This is a genomic window from Streptomyces neyagawaensis (assembly GCF_023516595.1).
Classification (GTDB): domain Bacteria; phylum Actinomycetota; class Actinomycetes; order Streptomycetales; family Streptomycetaceae; genus Streptomyces; species Streptomyces neyagawaensis.
In genome coordinates, this window is the sequence record NZ_JAMGBG010000050.1 from 1 (window position 1) to 13,733 (window position 13,733).

Here is a 13,733-nt window from a genome sequence, read left to right on the forward strand (position 1 = left end):
TCCACAAGGTGCGCGGACAGCAACTCCTCGCCTGGGTCGACAACAAGCGGCTCATCGCCTGGGACATCACGCCCGGGGCCAACGAGTTCCACAACGCCCTGGTGCTCGTCACCATCGGCAGCGACAAGACGCTCCCGCTCAGCGGCGCCCGCAAGGGCAGTGACGGCGCCGCCGGACGCTGGAACCCCGTCTTCGCCACCCGCTGACGACCGGGGGCCGCGCCGCCTTCGCCGACTGCCGGGACGTGCGTCGGCCCCCACCGACCGCGGGGGCGTGCGTCCTCAGACGGCGACCAGAGCTTCGTACGCCTCCAGCAGCCCGTCGGCCACCTCTCGGTCGGCGGGCCGCAGCGGTGCCCGGACCGGGCCCGCCGGCAGGCCGAGCCGCCCGAGGAGGGCCTTCGCCGTGACGGTGCCGGGCAGACCCGAGGCCATCATCGCCTCCGTGAGCGGGATCGCCGCCCGCTGCAACCGTGCCGCCTCCGCGGTGTCGCCCGCGTCGAACGCGTCGACGACCGACCGGAAATGACGGGGCACCGCGTTGGCGACGGTGCCGATGTAGCCCGCGCCGCCGAGCGCGTACAGCGCCAGGACGTACTCGTCGCAGCCCGTGTAGTACGCCAGGTCTGTCTCCCCCAGCACCTTCTGGGTGCCGAGGAGGTCGTACGCGCAGTCCTTCACCGCCACGATCCGGGGGTGGGCCGCGAGCCGGATCATGGTCGCCGGTTCGATGCGGGTGCCGGTGCGGCCGGGGATGTCGTACAGGGCGAGTGGGAGGCCGCAGCGGTCGGCCAGTTCACGGAAGTGCGCCTCGACGGCGTCCTGCGGGGGCCTGCTGTAGTACGGGGTGACCGCCAACAGGCCGTCCGCACCCGCCTTCTCGGCGGCCAGGGCCAGTTCCACCGTGTGCCGGGTGTCGTACGTGCCGACGCCCGCCACGATCGTGGCCCGGCCCCCGACCGCCGCCCGGACCGCACGGATCAGCTCCGCCTTCTCCGCGTCCGTCGTCGTCGGCGCCTCGCCCGTCGTGCCGGACAGGACCAGCCCCTCGCAGCCCTCCGCCACCAGCCGGTCGGCGAGCCGCTGCGCCCCGTCGAGGTCGAGCGCCCCGTTCGCGGTGAACGGGGTGATCATCGCGCAGAGGGCGCGGCCGAAGGGGGCGGGGCGGTGCGTGGTGGTGGTCATGGGCGTAGTCTCGGCGCGCGGCAATGTGAAGCTCCACTTAATTCTTCTACGATGTATTGGTGAGCTTTGCTACGAGGAAGGGTGGGCGGTCGCCCTGCGGGTGCCGAGGCACTGGTGCCTACCCGCCCCCTCATGGGCCACCATGGCGAGAACGGTCAGCACGCACGGCGGATCCACGGCAGTCGGGAGGCGTCATGAGGCTCGGCAAGGCACTGGCCACGGGGGTGGCCGAGGAACGGCCCCAGTCGTACAAAACTGTCGAGGCGACGGACCGCGCAGCAGGGCGACGGCGCCCCGCCGACGAGGCCCGCCGGACGAGCCCGGCCGCGGCCCCGGCCCCGGAGACGTCGGTCGCCGATGTGCCGGTCGCGGAGGCCCCGGTCGCCGAGGTGTCGGCCGTCCGATGAGGCTGCGGCTCCCCGAGGAACACCCGACGGAGCCGCCGACCGGATACAAGATCGCCCACCCGGTGCTGTCCCAGGACGGCACCCGGGCAGGGTTCACCGGTGTGTCGCTGGGCGGCGCGCTGCCCTACGGGGTCCTCGACGAGGCCCGCTGCGTCTACGGGCGCAGACATCGGGCGCCGGCCCGCCGCTGCGACTGCGGCTTCCACTGCGTCCACGACCGTACGGCGGCCGAGGCGCTGCTGTGCACCGCCGAGCACCGGGCCGCCCTGCTGCTGGAGGTCTCCGTCCTCGGCGCCTACATCCGCTTCGAGCGCGGATTCCGTTACGCGCGGCAGCGCGTCCGAACCGCCACCGTCGGCCCCTGCGTGTGCGGCGCCGTGTCCGTGGCGCTGGCCGACGCGGGCTGGGGGCGGCCGGGCTGGCGCGCGCTGGCCCCGTCCTGCGCGGGGTGCCTGCGCGGGCGTACGCCGGTGCCGTCCGAGACCTTCGCCCGGCTCGCGGGGGAGGGGCTGAAGGTGACGGTGACCGCCGGGGCCGGGATCAGGACCGGGGTGGGGGCCGGTGCCGGTGGTGTTGACGGTGCCGGTGGCGGTGAGGGGCAGGTCGGGGGTGAGGAGTCCGGCGGCCTCGGTGAACCCGGGGTTCCCGAACTGGTTGCCGAGGCGGCGCTCCTCCAGGCCCGCCTCGACTGGTTCCAGACCCAGCTCGCCCGTCTGGGGGAGCGGGGGCCGGGAGGGACGGAGACGGGCCGGGTATAGGCGCGGGCGGGCGGGAGCTCGCGGGCCGGAGGGCGTCGGGCTGCGCGGGACCGGGGGCGGGCGAGTGGCTGGCCGCGCGGGACCGGGGAGGGGCGAGTGACTGGCCGCGCGGGACCGGGGGCTCGGCCAGGGGCCGACTGCGCGGGTCCGGAGGTCGGGCGAGCGGCGGGGCAGGGCCCGCGCGGCCTCGGCTTGGCCGTTTCGGCGGCCTCACAATGTCGTGGAGGTCGGCTGCCTAGCGTCCGTCGGTCCGGGTACTCGGGGTCTCCCGAGATGTGAGGAGGCGGAACTGTGACCGGGACCCTCGAAACCAGGCCGGACCGAGCCGCGCGTTCCGGGGCGCGCGCGCAGGATCACCACTCCGTGGGGGAGCTGGTGGGACAGGCCACCGAACAGCTCTCCCTGCTCGTGCGCCAGGAGATGGCCCTCGCGAAGGAGGAGCTGGCCGAGAAGGGGCGGCGCGCGGGGCGCGGCGGAGGGCTGCTGGGAGCGGCCGGAGCCGTCGCCTACGTCGGGTTCATGACGATGGCCGGTGCCGCCGTCGCGGCGTTCTCCCTGGTCGTGGACGTGTGGGCCGCCGCGCTCATCGTGATGGGCGTGCTGTTCGTGATCGCGGCCGTACTGGCCGCCGTCGGACGCGCCCAGCTCAGGCGGGCGACCCCGGCCAAGCCGGAACAGGCGCTCGACAGCGTCAAGGCGGACGTCGACGAGATCAAGGGAAGGGCACGGCGATGATGATGGCCATGGGTGCGTCCGGTGGTGCGAAGGGGCGGGTGGAAGCCAAGGAGAGCATCGGGGCGAAGGGCCCCGACGAACTCCGCCGACAGATCGAGCTGACCCGGTCCCGACTCGGCGACACGGTTGAGGAACTCGCCGCCAAGGCCGATGTGAAGGCGCGCGCCCGCGCGCGCATGGACTCCGTACGGGAGCGGGTGCCCCGGGAAGCGGTCATTGTGGGCGGGGCGGGCGTGGCCGTCGTGGCCACGGGCGTCTTCGTGTGGCGGCACTACTCCCACTAGCTCGGACTGCGTCTCGGCCAGGGGGCCAGCCTGGTCTGCCGAGAGGCCGGCCCGGTCTCCGGTGGACCGGGAGGCGCGGACGCGCGAGCAGGGATGCGCCCGGTTCGCGCTCTCGGGTTGCCTGTGATCGCGGGAGGGTGAGGGTGCGCTGCTTCGCGTGCGCGCCTTCGAGCTCGCGTGCGCGGGGCGCCTTCGGCTGGTGGCCCCCGGTTGCTCCCCCGGCCGACCGCGGCCCCACCCGTCTGGCCGCGGCACCCCCGGCTGCCCCCGGCCGAAGGCGGCCGGCCACGCCCCGGCCCGCCGCGTCGCCCTCAGTTGATCGGCTCGACGTCCTGCGATGTCGTCGTCCGGGCCCTCGCCTCCCGCAGGGCCCGTAGCCGCGGTGGCCAGGCGCGGGTGTCGCGGGGCTCGACGTACGGCTCCTCCGAGGGCGGACGGCCCTGGACGATGCCGCGTTCGCGGGACAGCTCGGCGTCGAACTCCAGGCCGAGGAGGATCGCCATGTTGGTGAGCCAGAGCCAGACCAGGAAGACGACGGCGCCGGCCAGGGTGCCGTACGTCTTGTTGTACGAGCCGAAGTTGGCCGCGTAGACGGCGAACCCGGCCGACACGACGAGCCAGATCAGGGTGGCGACGACCCCGCCGGGGCTGACCCAGCGCAGGCCCCGGCCGCGGACGTTGGGCGCCGCCCAGTACAGCAGCGCGATCATCAGGGTCACCAGCACCAGCAGCACAGGCCACTTGGCGACGCCCCACACCGCGATGGCGGCGTCGCCGAGCCCGACCATCGTGCCCGCCCGCTCGGCCAGCGGCCCCGTGAACACCACGATCACCGCGCTCACGGCGATCATCAGCATCAGCACCAGGGTCAGCGCGATCCGCAGCGGCGTCAGCTTCCACACCGGGCGCCCCTCCGGCAGGTCGTACACCGCGTTGGAGGCGCGGATGAACGCGGCCACGTAACCGGACGACGACCACACCGCCGTCAGCAGGCCGACGACGGCCAGCAGCCCGCCGGTGCCCCCGCCGCTGTCGCTCAGCTGTACGACGGCGTCCCGCAGCACGTCCCGCGCGGGGCCCGGCGCCAAGTCGCCGATGTTGTCCAGGAGTCCGTCGATGGTGCGCCGCCCCGCGACACCGAGCAGCGACACGGTGAGCAGCAGCGCGGGGAACAGCGACAGCACGCCGTAGTACGTCAACGCCGCCGCCCGGTCCGCGAGATCGTCGTCCAGGACCTCCTTGGCGGTGCGCCGCACCACCGCCCACCAGGAACTCCTCGGCAGCCGGATGGGGCTGCCCGCCACTTCGGGCCTGTCTCCGGCCCCGGCTTGGGCGCCGGTGCCCGTGCCAGTGGGGCCGGGGCCAGTGCCGGTTCCGGCACCTTCCCCCGTTCCCGCCCCCGTGTTCGCCTGCGCGGCGTCGGACCGCTTCTCGTCCATGACCAGGCGGGTCTCCCGAATTCGGGCCTCGAATCGCGGAGTTGACCTGAATCCTGGTTGAGGTTGAAGGGTGGGGGTGCCCGTCCATTTAGCACCGACCCCGGAGAGCGTCATGACCCGTCGTACCGATGTCCATCCCGTCCTCGACCGCCCCGGCGTCGGGGCGCCCTTCTTCAGCACCTGGCGGGTCGGCACGCCTCAGCGGCAACGCCAGGTCGTCGAAGCCGTGGCCGACACCTGGCTGGGGCGGCCCTGGCCCGCCGAAGGGCTGCTGGGCTACTTCCTCTACCTCGGCGAGGACGGCTCCACCCTGCTGCACTACTCGCAGTGGGCCGACGAGCAGGCCTACGAGGCCTTCGTGCGGACCCGTCGGCAGGAGCGCAACGACGCGATCGACACCGCCGTCCCGGACATCGAGCGGGTCCGGCTCGGGCGCTACCGCCACTACCGCAGCCTCACCGGCAGCGATCACGACAGGCGGGTGCCGGGGTGCGTGGCCATCGTCGACGTCGAGTTCGACGGCCCGGACCCGGACCGGCAGCGGGCCTGGGTGGACGCCGTGGAGGAGGCGCTGGCCACCGAGCCGAACCAGCACCCCGGCGGTATCGCCGCCCACTTCCATCTCGGCACCGACGGGACCCGCGTCCTGAACTACGCCGAATGGGAGAGCGCCCAGGCCCACATCGACGCGCTCACCGCGGCCGGTGACGGCGTCGGCTCACTCACCGAACTGTGGCACCGCGTCCAGACCTGGCCGGGGCTGAAGGGCAGCACGGTCAGCCGGTACCAGTATGCCCTCGGTCTCGTTCCCGACTGAGGCGACGGGGGACCGGGGTCTGAGGAACATCGGTGTCAGATCGTGCGCTAAGAGCTCCGAACAGAAGGGGCGTCGCGAGCCGGGCTCCCCTTTTGTTCGGAGCTCTAAGCCTCCTTCGCCGCTGGTGGGCAGCTGACGGGCCGCCGGCGGCGGGACGGGGCTGAAGTCGTCCCCCGGATAACACCCGACGTTCTCCGGCGGCTACGTGAAGCGGCCCTGTTGTCTGCGCCAAGGGGGAAGTGGTGTCCACCGTCGTACAGCTGCCAGCCGGGAAGGCGTTGACCGTCCGGACGGCGGCGGATGTGTTCCTCGACTCGCTTGGCAACCCGAACACGGTCCGGAACTACGGGATCGGGGTCGGCAAGACCGCCGAGCGGATCGGCGAGGGCCGGCCGCTGGCGTCGGTCGCGGACGACGAGATCGGCGAAGCACTCGAACTGCTCTGGGGCACCGCGGCGGTCAACACCTGGAACTCCCGCCGGGCCGGAGTGCTGTCCTGGCTCAGTTGGTGCCGCGAGCGCGGCTACGAGGGTCCTGCGGTGCCAGCCTGGGCGAAGCGGCTGGCGGTGCCGGACTCCGAGACCCCGGCACGCTCGAAGGTGGCCATCGACCGGCTGATCGCCCGGCGCGAGGTGCACCTGAGAGAGAAGACGCTGTGGTGGATGCTGTACGAGACGTCCGGGCGGGCGGAGGAGATCCTCGGTGTGAACATGGAGGACCTGGACCTGGCCGGGCGCCGATGCCCGGTGAAAGCCAAGGGCGCCCGTACCAAGGCCCGCCGACGGGGTCAGGTCCGCGAGGACTACGTGCTGGAGACCGTGTACTGGGACGCGGGCACCGCCCGGCTCCTGCCCCGGCTCCTGAAGGGCCGCATCCGCGGGCCTGTGTTCGTCACACACCGCCGCCCGGGGCCGGGGAAGGTCGTCAGCCCGCGCGACGTCTGCCCGGACACCGGGTTCGCCCGGCTGTCGTACGGGCAGGCCAGGGCCCTGCTGGACGAGCACACCGCCGTACGCGGGCCAGGCACCGGCTGGGACCTGCACGAGTACCGCCACTCCTCCCTGACCCACCTCGGCGAGCAGGGCGCGTCGCTGCTGATGCTGATGGCGAAGTCCCGGCACAAGAAGCCGGAGAACGTCCGCCGCTGCTTCAAGCCCTCCCCGGAGGCAATCGCCGAGCTCACCAGCCTGCTCGCCCGGGGCAGCACGAGGCGGTGACCGACGCATTGTGTCCGTGGCGAGCACGGATCGCGGCGCTGACGTGAAGGGCGCGGATCACCCTGCGTGCCTCCACACGCGCCCGGGAACACTACGGCGGCGTCCCGAACGGGCCAGGTCGGAGAGCTAGCGGCAGCAAAGCGTGGTCGGCTGGCTACAGCAACCACGTCGAAGGTCCGTGCTCCCTCGCGGTCCGGGCCCCTGGTCGGAGCGCGCCCAATGGGGGCCTCCCGCATCGAGAAGGAGAGCCCCTGATGGCTTGGCAGAACTCCCGGGCGACGGGGCCGATCACCCGTGTCCAACGAGCGCGTCCGGAGCGGTGGCTGGCCGTGGCCGGCCTGGCGGCGGGCGCTGTGGTGGCGTTGCCTGTCCCGCTCGCCCACGCGGCCACCTTGCCGGTGACCTGCTCGGTCCCGGCGCTCGTGGCGGCGATCAACACGGCCAACAGCCAGCCGGGCGCCGACACGCTCAGCCTGGCGGGCGGGTGCACCTACACCCTGACGGCCGCCGACAACGCCGCCAACGGCCTGCCGGTCATCAGCAGCAACATCACGATCAGCGGCAACGGTGCGACGATCACACGCGCCGCGTCCGCCCCGGCCTTCCGCATCCTGTTCGTCGCCGGTACGGGCACCTTGACGCTCAACAACGCCACCATCAGCGGCGGCCGGGCGGAGAGCGACTGCCAAAACTTCCAGGGGATCTCGTGCGGCGGCGGTATCGCCAGCCTCGGCACCCTGACGGTGAACAACAGCCGGGTGCGCGACAACACCGCCACGTCCGATGTCTTCGCCCAGGGCGGCGGCATCGACAGCGCCGGCACCGGCACCCTGAACAACGTCGAACTCAGCGGCAACACCGCCAGCTACACCGGTGCCGACCCGAGCGCCGCCGCAGGCGGTGGCGTAGCCAACGACGGGCCGCTGACCGTGAACAACAGCCGACTGCACCACAACACCGTCACCGTCACCGATGACACCGACAGCGTCGCGTTCGGCGCCGCCCTCGTCGGCTTCGCCCAGACCACGGTCAGGAACAGCACCATCAGCGACAACCAAACCACCGCGAAGGGCGGTATCGCGCGGGGCACTCTCGCGGACGCCTCCACCATGACCGTGAGCGCGACCATCGTCCGCAACAACACCGTCAGCGCTCCCGGCGGCCTCGCGGCTGGCGCCGGAGCCGCGACCAACTTCCCGATGACCATGACCAGCAGCGTCATCACCGGCAACACCGCCTCTGCCCCGGACGGCGGTACCGCGCTGTCTGGCGGCATCCACATCGCCGCCTCCGGCACACTCACCCTCGGCAGCACCACCGTGCGCGGCAACACCGCCAGCGCCACCGGCGGCGGCACCGCCCAGGGCGGCGGGATCGGCAACGCCGGCGGCACCCTGACAGCCAACCAGGTGAACATCGGCAACAACACTGCTACTGCTCCCGGCGGCACCGCCCAGGGCGGCGGCCTCTACAACGCCGGCACGACGAATCTGAACCAGAGTGCCGTCACCACCAACCGCGCCGGCGACGGCGGAGGCATCTTCGAAGCCGCAGGCACGGTCACCCTGAACAACACCGCGGTCAGGGCGAACACCCCGAACAACTGCGCCCCGCCGAACGCCGTCCCCGGCTGCAGCGGCTGAGCAATCCCGTCGTACTGGGCTCGCACCTTGGGGCAGAGCCCAGTACGGCGCTCTGCGCCGTCACTCCACCTCGGTGGAGCCCAGATCGCGCAGGGGGCGCAGGCCGCCGGGCAGTTCGGGAAGCTGAAAGGAGTACCGGCCGAGCATGTTGACGTGGTGGCGGACGAACGGGGAAAGGCGGGCGACGTCCTCGTCGCGGACGTCGAAGCCGTCGGCACGCATCTGGGTGACGGCTGCGTCCATGTAGCGGGTGTTGAACAGCACGAGCGCGTTGAGGACCAGGCCGAGCGCGCCGATCTGGTCCTCCATGCCGTCCTGGTAGCGCTGGTAGAGCTGTCCGGCGCGGCCGTGGAAGATCTTCTGGGCGAGTGCGTGGCGGCCTTCCTGGAGGTTGGCCCGCACCTTGATCTGCCTTCGGTAGCCGGGCTCGTCGGCCAGGCGCAGGATGTGCAGGGTCTTCGCGATCCGCCCCTAGTGGGCGATGGCGTCGCCCAGCGGGGTGGGCCGGCCGTCGCGCGACAGCATCCGGATCACGTCGTAGGCGCGGACGGCGCCACGTCCAGGTTCCCCATCCCGCGGCCGGCGATCTCCTCGGCGCGCTGAAGCGCCCACTTCATCTGCGGCCCGGACACTCGCACCGGACCGCGCCGCAGCCGGTCCAGCTCCGAGACCCGCTCGCCGGGCGGCACCGTCAGCAGCGAGTCCAGCACCGCCCGCTGCCCGGTGTTCAGCAGCCCGAACAGCGTGTCCCACAGCCGCTGGTTCGCCGCCTCCCGCACCGTGCCCACCAACCGAGCCAAACGGCTCACCCCCGGCAGCAACACCCGCTCCTCGCGCAGCCAGCCCGCCGCCGAGTCGAACAACGCCTTCGGCCCGTCCCCAGTCGTCCGCGCCCGCGCGTCCAGCCAGACCACCAGCTCCTCGCGGACCTCGGCGAAGTCCCGGCAGCCCCCGGACTCCTGGATCTCCCCGGCATGCGTCCGGGCAGTACCGTCCCGCTCGCCATACAGCTTCAGACACGAGGCGTCCGCGATCTCCAACTGCTCGGCCAGGTACTCGGCCACCTCCGCCGGCACCTGCCGCGGGTCCGGCATGAACCGGCCCAGGAACCGCACGCTCGTCAGCTGGACCGCGAACCCGAGCCGGTTGTGGGGCCGGCGCTTGGCCTGCACCACCGACCGCCACAACAGCTCTCCGAAGATCGACAACAACGACCCACGAAGGCTCCGACGCTCAATCACCCCAGGTCAAAGGCACAATTAGCCCAGGGACGGCTTAGCGCACGATCTGACACGGATGTTCCTCAACTCCCGGACCGGGGGCGGGGGACGGGCGAGGGACGAGGGGCGCGGAGCACGGAGGCGGGACGCGGCTCGCCGAACATCGAAACCGTCTGGACAAAAAAAGTTTTCGGTGGGACGGTGGAGTCATGTGGGACGTCACCGTGATCGAGGACCCGGAGGCCGCCGCCGTGTCGCTGGACCCCGTACGGGCCCGGCTGCTGGCGGAGCTGGCGGCCGGCCCGGCGAGCGCCGCGATGCTGGCCGGAAAGGTCGGGCTGCCCCGCCAGAAGGTGAACTACCACCTCAAGGCGCTGGAGCAGCACGGCCTGGTCGAACTGGCGGAGGAGCGCCGCAAGGGCAACGTCACCGAGCGGCTGATGCGGGCGACCGCCGCGTCGTATGTGATCTCGCCGCTCGCGCTCGCCGCCGTGCAACCGGACCCGGACCGCTTCCGGGACCAGCTCTCGGCGCGCTGGCTGCTCGCGCTCGGCGCCCGGCTCGTCCGTGACGTCGGGTCGCTGATCACCGGCGCGACCAGGGCACGCCAACGGCTCGCGACCTACGCGCTCGACGGCGAGGTCACCTTCGCCTCGGCCGCCGACCGCGCCGCGTTCGTTCGGGAGCTGACGGCCGGGGTGAGCGCCCTCATCCGCAAGTACGACGCCCCCGACGCCGAGGGCGGCCGGGCCCACCGCATCATCGTCGCTGTCCATCCCACGATCACGCGTCCGGCAGGGACGGCGGACGAGGGCGCGGCCACCGTCGAGCCCGGCGCCGAGGCCACGGCCACGGCCACGGCCGCACGCATAGCGAAAGCCGACCGTTCGGCGGAAGGCCCAGCTCGCCCCTCGGCCGAAATCCCGACCGAACCCGCCGCGCACCCCCCGACCGGATCCCCGACCGGATCCCCGACCGGATCCCCGACCGGATCGTTGGCCGGATCCACGACCGAATTGCCGGCCGGTAACCCCGCCGGATCCACGACCGAATTGCCGGCCGGTAACCCCGCCCCCGAATCCCCATCGCACCCGTAGTACTCAGGAGCCACCATGTCCAAGGAATTCGAGATCGCCCGCGAGTTCGAGGTCGATGCCACGCCCGAGCAGGTGTGGGACGCCGTCACCAGCGGTACCGGTGGCTGGCTGTGGCCGATGGAGGCGCCCGAGCCGCGGGTCGGCGGCAAGGGGCCCTTCGGTTCCGAGGTCACCGCCTGGGAGCCGCCGCACCGTTACACCAACCGGGTGGAGGACGTCGAGGGCATCTCCGAGCAGACCCTCAACCAGCTCGACTACACGATCGAGCCCCGTGACGAGGGCCGCCGCGCCTGGGTGCGGTACGTGCACAGCGGGATCTTCGTCGACGACTGGGACAACCAGTACGACGCCGCCGGCCGGCACACCGACTTCTATCTGCACACCCTGCGCCAGTACCTGACGCGCTTCGCGGGCCGCCCGGTCACCGCCTTCGCCACCTTCGAGGGGCCCGAGGCGTCCTCGGCCCCCGACGCGTTCACCGCCGTCGCGCGGGCGCTCGGCCTCGCCGACGACACCGCCGAGGGCGCGCGCGTCCGGGCGGAGGGGCCCGAGGGGAAGCCCCTGGACGCGGTGGTCGACTACCGCAACCCCTACTTCATCGGGCTGCGCACCGACGATGCCCTCATCCGCTTCTTCGGCCGCGGCCACTGGGGCCACCCCGTCGGCGTCAGCGTCCACGACTTCGCGTCGGGTGCCGACGCCGCGGCCGACGAGGCGGCATGGAAGGGCTGGCTGAACGGCGTGTTCAGCCAGCCCTGAAAGACCCGGAACCCTCAGCGGGTCACGGGTGAACCCTCAGCAGGTCACGGGCGGAACCGCAGCACCGACGGGTCGTGGTCGCTGATCTGGTCGTGGAACTCCGCGTTGATGTGCACGCTGTCGTACGTGAACTCGCACGAGCGGCGGATCGACGGGCTGACCAGGATCTGGTCGAGGACCTGCGCGTTGCCCTGGTAGACGTACGAATAACGCTCGTTCTTCGGCAGCGACTTGACCGACGACCACAGCGCGCCGCCGTCCTCCAGCAGCTTCGCGGTGTCGGAGAACTCGAAGTCGTTGATGTCGCCGAGGGCGATCACGTTCGCGTTCTTCTGCTTCGCCAGGATGTCCTTGACGAACGTGTTCACGGCGGTCGCCTGGAGGTGGCGCTGCGTCTCCGAGCTGCGCTTCGGCGGCTGGAACTGCGAGTGCAACGACTGGTCCCCGCCCTTGGACGAGAAGTGGTTCGCGATGACGAACACGGACTCGCCACGGAAGGAGAACTCGCCGACGAGCGGCTTGCGGCTGTTGGACCAGGCGGCGTTCGCCGGGTCGATACGACCGGGCGAGAGGGTCAGCCGGGCCTTGCCGTACGCCTTCGTCACACCGACCGCGGTGGTGGCGTCGCCGCCCGCGCGGTCGGTGAAGGACACCCGCTCCGGGTTGAACAGGAACACCTGACGGATGTTGCCGCCGGGCTCGCCGCCGTCCGCGAGGTCGACCGGGTCGATGGAGCGCCAGTCGTATGCCGGGCCGCCGGCCGCCACGATGGCGTCGATCAGCTTCTTCACCGTCTGGTCGGCGGCGACCGTACCGTCCTTCGTCGCGCCGTTGTTGTCCTGGATCTCCTCCAGGGCCACGATGTCGGGCGACTTCAGGTTGTTCACGATCGCGGCCGCGTGGGCGTCGAACGTCGTGTCGGAGGGGTCGAGGTTCTCGACGTTGTACGTCGCCACCGCGAGCTCGCCGCGCGCCTGCTTACGGGTCGTCTCGCGCTCCAGGCCGCCCTGCTTCAGGGTGCCGAGCTTGCTCGCGACCAGCGTGTAACCGCCGAACTGGCTGTAGTCCAGGGGGCCCTCGGTGGTGCCCGTCAGGACGTCACCGACGTTCGCCTTCGGGAAGTCGGCGGCCGCGCCGAGCGACTGGATCTGGAGCCGGCCGGTGTTCTGCGAGGTGTAGGAGCCGTAGACCGTGCCGCCCCGGCGGCTGGCGTTCTCCCGCGGCTTCACCGTGACCCACAGCTCGGTGAACGCGTCGGTCGCGGTGACCACACGGGCGTCGGCGACCTGGACGTTCATGCCCTCCAGGGACTCGTAGTAGTCCAGGGCGTAGGTGGCGGGGTCGAGGGTGAGCCCGTTGACCGAGCCGTTCGCGGCGGCGTCGCCGGCCGGGGCGTACGCCTTCGGCACGGACGCGGCGTCGACGACGGTCGCGGCCGGGACGGCGTTGCCACTGGAGACCACGGTGACGGTGGGACGGGAGAGCTGGGTGACCGACTGGTTTCCGGACGAAGTGCCGCCCGGCACGAACTCGCCGACCGTGCCCGACACGGTGACCGCGTCGCCCACGGAAACCTTCGGCGTGGAGCTCGTGAAGACGAAGATGCCCTCACTCGTGGCCGGGCTGTCGTCCGCCCGGGTGTCCTGCATCCAGAAGCCGCGTGACGAACCGTAGGTCCGTACGCCGGTGACGATGCCCTCGACACCGGTGACCTGCTGGCCGACGAGCGGCGAGGTGCGCGTGGTGCCCTGGATGTCGTGGATGCGTATGGAGTCAGCCGCGGCGGGCGAGGTCAGGGCCACGGCGGAGACGGTGGAGCAGATGGCGGCGACGGTCAGCGCGCCGATGCGCGCGGTTCTCTTGCTCGGCAAGGGGATCCCTCCGGGGACGTACGTGGGCGCCGGGACGAGAGTGGACGGGGGGTGGCCAGATACCGGTGGGGCGGTGTGACGCGCGTAGAACGCCGGAACGCCCGAGAGGGGCGTCCAGGGAGGCCGGGGGTCGACCCCCGTAGCTACCCGTGAGTTTCTACGCGCGTCAATCTCCAGCCTGGTCAGGCCACTTGTCAAGGTTTCGGCCATGTCCGACTCCTGGCAGGTACATGAACCGGGTGGCATGGGTGGAAATCCGTCTAGGCTGAGCGGTTGCCGAGGTGGTGCGCGGACCGGCCCCG

General features: G+C 71.9%; 12 protein-coding genes and 3 pseudogenes. 10 read left to right on the forward strand and 5 right to left on the reverse strand.

From position 1 onward, the window contains the following. Positions 1 to 206 (forward strand): annotated as a pseudogene (locus tag M8J73_RS22070) (WD40 repeat domain-containing protein); the annotation flags it as partial. A gap of 75 nt (positions 207 to 281) precedes the next feature. Here the strand turns inward: M8J73_RS22070 and dapA are convergent. Further along, positions 282 to 1,184: a 4-hydroxy-tetrahydrodipicolinate synthase gene (dapA, locus tag M8J73_RS22075; protein ID WP_055537489.1), complete on the reverse strand. Its 903-nt coding sequence runs from the start codon at positions 1,182 to 1,184 to the stop codon at positions 282 to 284. A gap of 194 nt (positions 1,185 to 1,378) precedes the next feature. Here dapA and M8J73_RS22080 point away from each other — a divergent pair, with 194 nt between their 5' ends. The 4 genes from M8J73_RS22080 to M8J73_RS22100 all read left to right on the forward strand — a co-directional run bounded on the left by M8J73_RS22080 (position 1,379) and on the right by M8J73_RS22100 (position 3,368). Continuing rightward, complete coding sequence (locus M8J73_RS22080) at positions 1,379 to 1,591, forward strand: hypothetical protein (RefSeq protein WP_055537488.1); 213 nt, start codon at positions 1,379 to 1,381, stop codon at positions 1,589 to 1,591. Continuing rightward, on the forward strand, positions 1,588 to 2,349 hold the full coding sequence (locus M8J73_RS22085; protein ID WP_249828968.1) for a hypothetical protein: 762 nt from the start codon (positions 1,588 to 1,590) through the stop codon (positions 2,347 to 2,349). The genes M8J73_RS22080 and M8J73_RS22085 overlap by 4 nt, the downstream gene beginning before the upstream one ends. Before the next feature lie 291 nt (positions 2,350 to 2,640). Beyond that, on the forward strand, positions 2,641 to 3,084 hold the full coding sequence (locus M8J73_RS22095) for a phage holin family protein (RefSeq protein WP_055543387.1): 444 nt from the start codon (positions 2,641 to 2,643) through the stop codon (positions 3,082 to 3,084). A gap of 8 nt (positions 3,085 to 3,092) precedes the next feature. Then, positions 3,093 to 3,368 carry a DUF3618 domain-containing protein gene (locus M8J73_RS22100; protein ID WP_055543388.1) on the forward strand — a complete coding sequence of 92 codons (276 nt, stop codon included), beginning with the start codon at positions 3,093 to 3,095 and terminating at the stop codon, positions 3,366 to 3,368. Between the two features lie 311 nt (positions 3,369 to 3,679). On the opposite strand, the gene M8J73_RS22105 is transcribed toward M8J73_RS22100, so the two are convergent. Then, a complete protein-coding gene (locus M8J73_RS22105) occupies positions 3,680 to 4,807 on the reverse strand; it encodes a YihY/virulence factor BrkB family protein (RefSeq protein WP_372503992.1) in 1,128 nt (375 codons plus the stop codon). A gap of 112 nt (positions 4,808 to 4,919) precedes the next feature. On the opposite strand from M8J73_RS22105, the gene M8J73_RS22110 reads away from it, so the two are divergent. The 3 genes from M8J73_RS22110 to M8J73_RS22120 all read left to right on the forward strand — a co-directional run bounded on the left by M8J73_RS22110 (position 4,920) and on the right by M8J73_RS22120 (position 8,484). Continuing rightward, the gene (locus tag M8J73_RS22110) at positions 4,920 to 5,624 is read left to right on the forward strand and encodes an antibiotic biosynthesis monooxygenase (protein WP_055538702.1); all 705 of its coding nucleotides are present in this window, start codon (positions 4,920 to 4,922) and stop codon (positions 5,622 to 5,624) included. A 242-nt stretch (positions 5,625 to 5,866) separates the two neighbouring features. Next, complete coding sequence (locus tag M8J73_RS22115) at positions 5,867 to 6,841, forward strand: site-specific integrase (protein WP_055538701.1); 975 nt, start codon at positions 5,867 to 5,869, stop codon at positions 6,839 to 6,841. A gap of 254 nt (positions 6,842 to 7,095) precedes the next feature. Beyond that, positions 7,096 to 8,484 carry a hypothetical protein gene (locus M8J73_RS22120; RefSeq protein ID WP_055538700.1) on the forward strand — a complete coding sequence of 463 codons (1,389 nt, stop codon included), beginning with the start codon at positions 7,096 to 7,098 and terminating at the stop codon, positions 8,482 to 8,484. Between the two features lie 60 nt (positions 8,485 to 8,544). Here M8J73_RS22120 and M8J73_RS22125 read toward each other — a convergent pair. Together M8J73_RS22125 and M8J73_RS22130 are read right to left on the reverse strand one after the other, a co-directional pair. Then, positions 8,545 to 9,039: pseudogene (locus M8J73_RS22125) on the reverse strand (Tn3 family transposase); the annotation flags it as partial. Then, positions 9,015 to 9,725 (reverse strand): DUF4158 domain-containing protein, encoded by a 711-nt coding sequence (locus tag M8J73_RS22130; protein ID WP_308408359.1) that lies wholly within the window; start codon positions 9,723 to 9,725, stop codon positions 9,015 to 9,017. The gene M8J73_RS22130 and the pseudogene M8J73_RS22125, both read right to left, overlap by 25 nt. A gap of 188 nt (positions 9,726 to 9,913) precedes the next feature. Between M8J73_RS22130 and M8J73_RS22135 the strand changes: the two are divergent. Both M8J73_RS22135 and M8J73_RS22140 read left to right on the forward strand, forming a co-directional pair. Next, positions 9,914 to 10,498, forward strand: a pseudogene (locus M8J73_RS22135) (ArsR/SmtB family transcription factor); the annotation flags it as partial. Between the two features lie 318 nt (positions 10,499 to 10,816). Next, positions 10,817 to 11,560 (forward strand): SRPBCC family protein, encoded by a 744-nt coding sequence (locus tag M8J73_RS22140; protein WP_055538805.1) that lies wholly within the window; start codon positions 10,817 to 10,819, stop codon positions 11,558 to 11,560. A gap of 44 nt (positions 11,561 to 11,604) precedes the next feature. Here M8J73_RS22140 and M8J73_RS22145 read toward each other — a convergent pair whose 3' ends face one another. Further along, a complete protein-coding gene (locus M8J73_RS22145; RefSeq protein WP_055538804.1) occupies positions 11,605 to 13,431 on the reverse strand; it encodes a DUF8508 domain-containing protein in 1,827 nt (608 codons plus the stop codon). Between the last annotated feature and the right edge of the window lie 302 nt (positions 13,432 to 13,733).